Source organism: Intestinibacter sp. (assembly GCF_051866655.1).
GTDB lineage: Bacteria > Bacillota > Clostridia > Peptostreptococcales > Peptostreptococcaceae > Intestinibacter.
Map to the genome: position 1 here is coordinate 1 of NZ_JBJDXL010000099.1, position 6,782 is coordinate 6,782.

8 protein-coding genes are annotated in these 6,782 nt (G+C 29.7%); 4 read left to right on the forward strand and 4 right to left on the reverse strand.

The features are described 5' to 3' along the window. A partial coding sequence (locus ACI3VO_RS02585) for a GTP-binding protein (protein ID WP_439756415.1) occupies positions 1–386 on the reverse strand: 386 nt, incomplete at its 3' end. A 72-nt stretch (positions 387–458) separates the two neighbouring features. Between ACI3VO_RS02585 and ACI3VO_RS02590 the strand changes: the two genes are divergently transcribed. Beyond that, positions 459–1,658, forward strand: a complete 1,200-nt coding sequence (locus ACI3VO_RS02590) for a sodium/glutamate symporter (protein ID WP_439756416.1) — start codon at positions 459–461, stop codon at positions 1,656–1,658. Between the two features lie 80 nt (positions 1,659–1,738). Then, positions 1,739–2,044, forward strand: coding sequence for a DUF1540 domain-containing protein (locus ACI3VO_RS02595; protein ID WP_439756417.1), 306 nt, complete (start codon positions 1,739–1,741; stop codon positions 2,042–2,044). 52 nt (positions 2,045–2,096) lie between these two features. On the opposite strand, the gene ACI3VO_RS02600 is transcribed toward ACI3VO_RS02595, so the two are convergent. Further along, the gene (locus ACI3VO_RS02600; protein ID WP_439756418.1) at positions 2,097–2,873 is read right to left on the reverse strand and encodes a lysophospholipid acyltransferase family protein; all 777 of its coding nucleotides are present in this window, start codon (positions 2,871–2,873) and stop codon (positions 2,097–2,099) included. A 144-nt stretch (positions 2,874–3,017) separates the two neighbouring features. On the opposite strand from ACI3VO_RS02600, the gene ACI3VO_RS02605 reads away from it, so the two are divergent. Both ACI3VO_RS02605 and ACI3VO_RS02610 read left to right on the forward strand, forming a co-directional pair. Next, a complete protein-coding gene (locus ACI3VO_RS02605; protein ID WP_439756419.1) occupies positions 3,018–3,263 on the forward strand; it encodes a hypothetical protein in 246 nt (81 codons plus the stop codon). Positions 3,264–3,367: 104 nt separating this feature from the next. Next, positions 3,368–3,568: a hypothetical protein gene (locus ACI3VO_RS02610; RefSeq protein ID WP_439756420.1), complete on the forward strand. Its 201-nt coding sequence runs from the start codon at positions 3,368–3,370 to the stop codon at positions 3,566–3,568. A gap of 46 nt (positions 3,569–3,614) precedes the next feature. Here the strand turns inward: ACI3VO_RS02610 and ACI3VO_RS02615 are convergent, their stop codons facing one another. Continuing rightward, positions 3,615–4,976 (reverse strand): MATE family efflux transporter, encoded by a 1,362-nt coding sequence (locus ACI3VO_RS02615; RefSeq protein WP_439756421.1) that lies wholly within the window; start codon positions 4,974–4,976, stop codon positions 3,615–3,617. Between the two features lie 139 nt (positions 4,977–5,115). Continuing rightward, positions 5,116–6,782 (reverse strand): SNF2-related protein (locus tag ACI3VO_RS02620; protein WP_439756422.1); only part of this gene is annotated, 1,667 nt, incomplete at its 5' end.

Sequence of the window (6,782 nt, forward strand, 5' to 3'; positions counted from 1 at the left end):
ATTTTATTTATAAATATAAAAGTAGGTATTTTTTTCTTCTTAAGTAATTTAAAAACTGTAGAAGTATGCGACTGAACCTTTTGAGTGCCACTGACTACGAGTATCGCGTAGTCTAAAATATCAAGGCTTCTCTCCATCTGACCACTAAAATCTATATGACCCGGCGTGTCAACTAAAAAGTAGTCGTTTTCTTTATAAGAAAATCTAGCTATTTTAGAAAATACAGTTATACCTCTTTTCTTCTCTATTTGATAATTATCTAAAAATGTATTTTTGTGATCTACTCTTCCTCTACTCCTTATAGATTTTGTATGATATAAAATTTGTTCTGATAAAGATGTCTTCCCAGCATCGACATGTGCTAATATCCCAATTGTTTTATTCATTTTATGCCTCTTTCTTTAATATAACTATTAATAATACTTAAAAATATATTATCACACAAAGGAGGTAATTTGATGATTAATTTAAATTTAAATGTGATATCTACTTTAATTCTATCGATAATCTTGTATTTAGTTGGCGGCTTTATAAAGGATAAATCTAATATACTCTGTAAGTTTTGTATACCTACACCTGTCATAGGAGGGCTTTTATTTTCCGTTTTTATTTTCTTTTTAAAAAAATTCGGCTTGCTAAATATAACTATGGATACATCTTTGATGCCTTATTTTTTATCTGTATTTTTTATAAGTATAGGTGTTTGTATAAATACCTCATCTATAAAAAGTGGCAGCTCGCTTTTATTTATATACTGGATTTTATGTGCTGTACTGGGGTTTTGCCAAAATATAATTGCCCTAGTATTATCTAAAGCTTTAAATATAAATTCTTTACTTGGGTTTATGTGTGGAAGCGTCTCTATGGAGGGTGGACATGGATACGCCCTGGCATTTGGAAAAACTATAGAGAGTATCGGAGTAAATGGCGCATCTACAATAGGAATTGCATCCGCTACTTTGGGACTTATAGCCGGCAGCCTTTTAGGTGCTCCAGTAGGCAGATATTTAATACATAAATACAGCTTAAACCCATGTTCTAAAAATAACCTTCATATAAAAAAATCCTCCACCTATTGTAAAAAAAGCAGTTTTACAGCCATTGATTTTTTCGAAAATATATTGATTTTGCTGTTAATTATGAATATATCCTTCTTTTTATCAAATATTATATATTTAAAGACAAATGCTTTGATTCCAAACATTGTAATTGGGATGCTATTATCTGTAATCACTGTAAATTTAAATCACAAGACGAAATTTTTCGATTTTAACCTTGGATTTTTCGACTTTCTCCAAAATATATCTCTCGGTATTTTTTTGACTATGGCGCTTATGAGCATAGATATATGTACACTATCTAGTCTTTTAGGACCTGTAGTATTAATAGTATTTTGTCAGGTTATTTTTGTTTTATTTTATAGTTTATCTGTATGCTTTAAATTCCTAGGTAAAAACTACGATGCAGCGATTATTATAAGCGGCCTTATAGGTCATACTCTCGGTGCTACACCAAACGCACTAGCCAATATGTCAACACTTACAGATAAATACGGTAAAAGCGAAGATGCGTTTTTGGTAGTTCCGATAGTGGCTGCATTTTTACTAGATGCATTTTCAGTTCCTTGTATCTTATTTTTTATAAATTTTCTAAAATAAATACATAAATAGGTATTAAAAAACATAAATTTTACCATAATAAAGGTATGAAAATATTTAATTTAAAGGTGTGAGTTACTATGAAAAGCAATTTAAACTGTATAGTATCTAATTGTACTTACAACAATCAAGGCTATTGCTATGCCTCTTACATAAAGATAAACGGCTTAGATGCCATTAGCTTTAACGAAACAAACTGCGACACGTTTAAAGAAGGATATTCAAAATCCATATCATCTATAAGCGATATAAATCTCACAAATAGCCAAAACATAAGCTGCTCTGCTAAAAACTGCACATATAACCTATACGGCGGCTGTAATGCGACACATGTTTTTATCACTCAGAAAACTGGTAAATGCGATACATTTAGACTAAAACATTAAACAAAAAGGCAAGTAGAATCACAAATTTTACTTGCCTGTACTTTAAATATCTTTAGATAATTTCTTCTATAATTGTTTTATTTTCTATCTTTTGTTGAAATTGTTTCATCTTATCTATCATATTTTCTCTTATAGACTTAGCCAATTCAACTGTTTTTAATCTAGGATTTTCTATATGATCGTATATAGGATCTAAAAATTCTATTTCTACATCCTTTGAATGTATTTTTCCTACAGGTTCATATCCGTCATAAGTACCTAGTGAGTTTTTAATTACCATAGGGACTATAGGACATTTTGCCTTATACGCTATTTTTAATGCTCCCGCTCTAAAATCTGAAACCAAAGATTTAGGATCTTTAACCCATGTTAAATCTCCTTCTGGGAATATCGCCATGCTTTGACCTTCCTTTATATTTTCTGCACACTTATTGATGCTTTTTACCCCTTCTCTGTTGTTTTCCCTATTAATATATACAGATTTTGTTATGTCTATCCAGTGTCTTACAATTGGGATATTTCTCCATGTAGGTACATCCGCAATAACTACTCCAATAGGCTTGGGTATACTAGATATCAAAATAAAGCTGTCGAGCATACTAGAGTGATTTATAACAAATAACACTGGTTCCTTTGGAACTCTTTCCTTCCCTAGAATATTTAATTTAATATTCACCAAGTCTAAAGATTTACTGGCTTGTTTCTTTAGAAACTTAAATTTCTCTTCATTAGAGTAATTATCTGGATTTTTCTTAATTTTTTTTATCAACGGTAAAGAAGAAATAAAACCTATAATTTGAAATATGGCGAACTTCAAATAATTAAACACTCTTTACAACTCCTTTTTATATATTTTTTTCCAATAAATCATTTTATCATAAAAGCATATCTGTAGTAAATATTTTTGCTAATTATAAAAACTTTATTCTAAAAATTTTTTTCGTATATAAAATTTATAAAGGAGGTTTTATATATGAGAAAACTTATAATAGATATAAATACATTTAACGGAGAATACATAAATCTCAATTTGCCCGTCGAATTTGTAAAGAGAATAATCGATAATAATTGCTTCGATTTTTTCTACTATAGAGAAGATGCCGTCGACTCTGATAAACTTCTAAAAATAATTAGAGACGCTTTTAACTATAATCTAACAGGTTATATTGGAGAAATTAAGACTTCTAATAATAATATTATTAATCTAACTATTGAATAAGCTTTTAAATCTAAACTCATAAAAATATTATTTATTAGATTTAAAACAGTTTATTTGGGTATATATTTAACATAAACACAAATAACAAATTGGGAGGCTTATTTATGAGTAGCTTGGATAGATTATTAGAATTAATAGATAGAAAGTTTTTAAAAGACAACGAATTTTTAGAATTAGAAGATAACGAGCATGTAATCTCTTGCGAATTCTACAAACCACATAATGCCCACTATAAAGAATTTTTAGTAGTTATAGATAACAACGGCAAAACAGAAGAGCACATAGTATGTTATAAAAATATGTAAATTAGAAAAAGTCTTCACTGGTTTCGACCAATGAAGACTTTTTAATTTAAGCTGCTATTTCGCTGCACAATTCTCTTTTGTAAAATCTAAAAAATAAAGTTCCTGTTATAACACCTGCAGTTACATCCGAAATAGGTTCTGCCATAAGTACAGCCATCAATCCACTTTTTAAAACCACAGGCAATATGAATATAAGTGGAACTAATAAAATCATCTTTCTAAGCAATGCCAAAAATAGTGAAATCTTAGCTTGTCCCAAGGCAATAAATGTCTGTTGACATGCTATTTGAACTCCAAATACAGGTATACCTATAAAGTAAATTCTCATACACCATGAAGTTATTTCAATTAGCTCTTTGTCTCCGTTGAATATATTTACAAAGAAGCTTGGGAATATTACAATCAACGCAACTATTGTAGTTGCAAAAGTTACACAGCAAATAAACAACAATTTAAAAGCTGATTTTACTCTATCGTAATCCTTAGCGCCGTAATTGTAGCTTATAATAGGCTGTGCTCCTTGAACAAGACCACTAAGTGGCATAGTTATAAATTGCATCATACTAGTCATTATTGTCATAGCGCTGACAGCTAAATCTCCACCATATCTCGCCAATTGATTATTAAGACATATTAAAACTACACTTTCAGTAGCTTGCATTATAAAAGGCGATACACCTAGAGATAGCACTGATTTAACTACCTTCTTGTCTAATTTTAAGTATTCCCTTTTTACTTTAAGTATAGTCTTCTTTCCGAATAAAAATCTAAGTACAAATATAGCTGATATAAACTGTGAAATTATAGTCGCAAGAGCTGCACCCTTTACGCCTAGATTTAATCCAAAAATAAATATTGGATCTAAAATTATATTTAAAGCTGCCCCTATTATAACAGTTATCATACCTATTTTAGCAAATCCTTGAGTATTTATAAAAGAATTCATGCTAATAACTATTTCCACAAAAACAGTCCCTATAAGGTATATTGATAAATAATCTGCTGCATATTGGTAAGTAGCATGACTTGCCCCAAATGCATATATAATAGGAGTCTTAAATACATAACATATAATAGTTAAAACTAAACCTATTAAAATACACATTGTAAAACTGTTGCTTAAAATTTTATTTGCGCCTTCATTGTCCTTTTCTCCCATTTTTATAGCCGCTACTGGTGCCCCACCAAAGCCTACAAGCGCACTAAAAGCAGTGATCAATACTACTATAGGAGTTACTATACCAATTCCTGCCATAGCTAACTGACCATTTACCATTCTACCTATAAATATTCTATCTACTATGTTGTAAAGTAGGTTTACAAGTTGAGCTATTATAGATGGTATTGCCAATTGAAATAATAATTTTCCTATTTTACCTGTCCCCAAATCATTACTTTTTTGTTCCATAATCATGTCTCCTTTTCATTTTATATACTAAATCTATATCAAAAAACTGCCAGTATTTTTTATTTCCGAAAAATGGCAATAAGATATCTTATAATAAAATGATCGATAAGTCAATAAGAAAATTTTTATTATTTGTCTTTTAATCCATATTTTCAAATAAATCTATAATTTCTTCTCTAGATAATTTTTTTATGGACTCGTTATTTTCTAAATTTGTGTTTATTACATCGTCTGCTAATTCTTTTTTGTATTCCTTGATTGCGACAACTTTTTCTTCAACCGTTCCTTTAGAGATTAGCTTTACGACATCTACTATATTTTTTTGACCTATTCTATGAGCTCTATCACTTGCTTGGTCTTCTACTGCTGGATTAAACCAAGGGTCAAAATGTATTACCATAGATGCGCTAGTTAAATTTAGTCCTGTTCCCCCAGCTTTTAGAGATATTAAAAATACCTTTTTAGAAGCATTCTCATTGAAATCTTCTACTAGCTCAAGTCGTCTTTTTGCATCTGTCTTTCCGTCTAGGTAGCTAAAGCTTATATTTTCTTTTTCTAATCTATCTGCTATCAACCCAAGTATTTTTGTAAATTGAGAAAATACTAGTATCTTTCTATTTTTACTAGATTTTATAATTTTTACTAGCATTTCTAGCTTTGAATTTTTTCCTCTGTAGTTTTTTACTACTACCTCTGGAGATATACTGAGCATTCTGAGCTTTGTTAGATTTGCGAATAGCGTCATATTATCTGCATCGCTCTCCACAATCTGTCTTTTTAATAAACTCACAAAGGCTTTATACACTTTTTTATGCTCTTTGTCTAATTCTACATAGAATTTCTGCTCTATTTTATCTGGAAGCTCGTCTATTACATCTTTTTTTCTCCTTCTCAGGATAAAAGGCTTTATCATATTTTTTAATGCTTCTATATTTTTATCATCGTTTACAAATGTCTTTTCAAATTTGTCCTTTGTATATAGATATCCAGGCATTACAAAATCGAATATAGACCAAAGCTCCACTAGATTATTTTCAATTGGAGTTCCTGTAAGTGCAAATTTAGATTTTGCTTTTATTTTTTTTATTGATTTTGTCGTCTCTGAATTGGGATTTTTTATGTTTTGAGCTTCATCTATTACAAGGTAATCAAACTCTATATCTTCGTATTCTTTGATATCGTTTTTATAAGTCCCGTAAGTGGTCAAAATCACATCGTAGTCTTTTCTATTTTTGAGAATTTTTTGCCTCTTTTCTCTGCCTCCATACACAAGTACTACTTTTATATCTGGAGTAAATCTTTCAAATTCACTTTTCCAGTTGTAAATCAAAGCTGTAGGAGTTATGACCATGCTTTTTTTATTTTGCTCAGACAATAAAAAAGCTAGTGTTTGGACTGTTTTTCCGAGACCCATTTCGTCCGCCAATATACCTCCAAATCCGTAATTTGCTAGAGTTTTCAAAAATTCAAATCCCTCTACTTGATAATCTCTAAGAGTTGCATTTAAATTTTTTGGAATTTCCATATTTTTATTTAATTTATCGTATTTTTTTATGACATTATCTACATATTTTTTCCCACTTACAAAATTTAACTCCTCCAACATACTATCTAAAAATATAGATTTGTTATTTGGTATTTTTATTTTTTCTAAATCTGAATATATATCTAAAACATCTATCAGCTTAAATATCTTCTCCAAATCATTATCTCGTAAATCCAAATAGCTTCCATCTGGCATCAGGTGATATTTATAATTTTCCTTATACGACTTAAATATCTTGTAGTACTCACTTTTATCTATTC

Coding starts and splice junctions, on each gene's coding strand:
- ACI3VO_RS02590 (WP_439756416.1), top strand. CDS start 459: ATGATTAATTTAAATTTAAATGTGATATCTACTTTAATTCTATCGATA.
- ACI3VO_RS02595 (WP_439756417.1), top strand. CDS start 1,739: ATGAAAAGCAATTTAAACTGTATAGTATCTAATTGTACTTACAACAAT.
- ACI3VO_RS02605 (WP_439756419.1), top strand. CDS start 3,018: ATGAGAAAACTTATAATAGATATAAATACATTTAACGGAGAATACATA.
- ACI3VO_RS02610 (WP_439756420.1), top strand. CDS start 3,368: ATGAGTAGCTTGGATAGATTATTAGAATTAATAGATAGAAAGTTTTTA.
- ACI3VO_RS02615 (WP_439756421.1), bottom strand. CDS start 4,976: ATGGAACAAAAAAGTAATGATTTGGGGACAGGTAAAATAGGAAAATTA.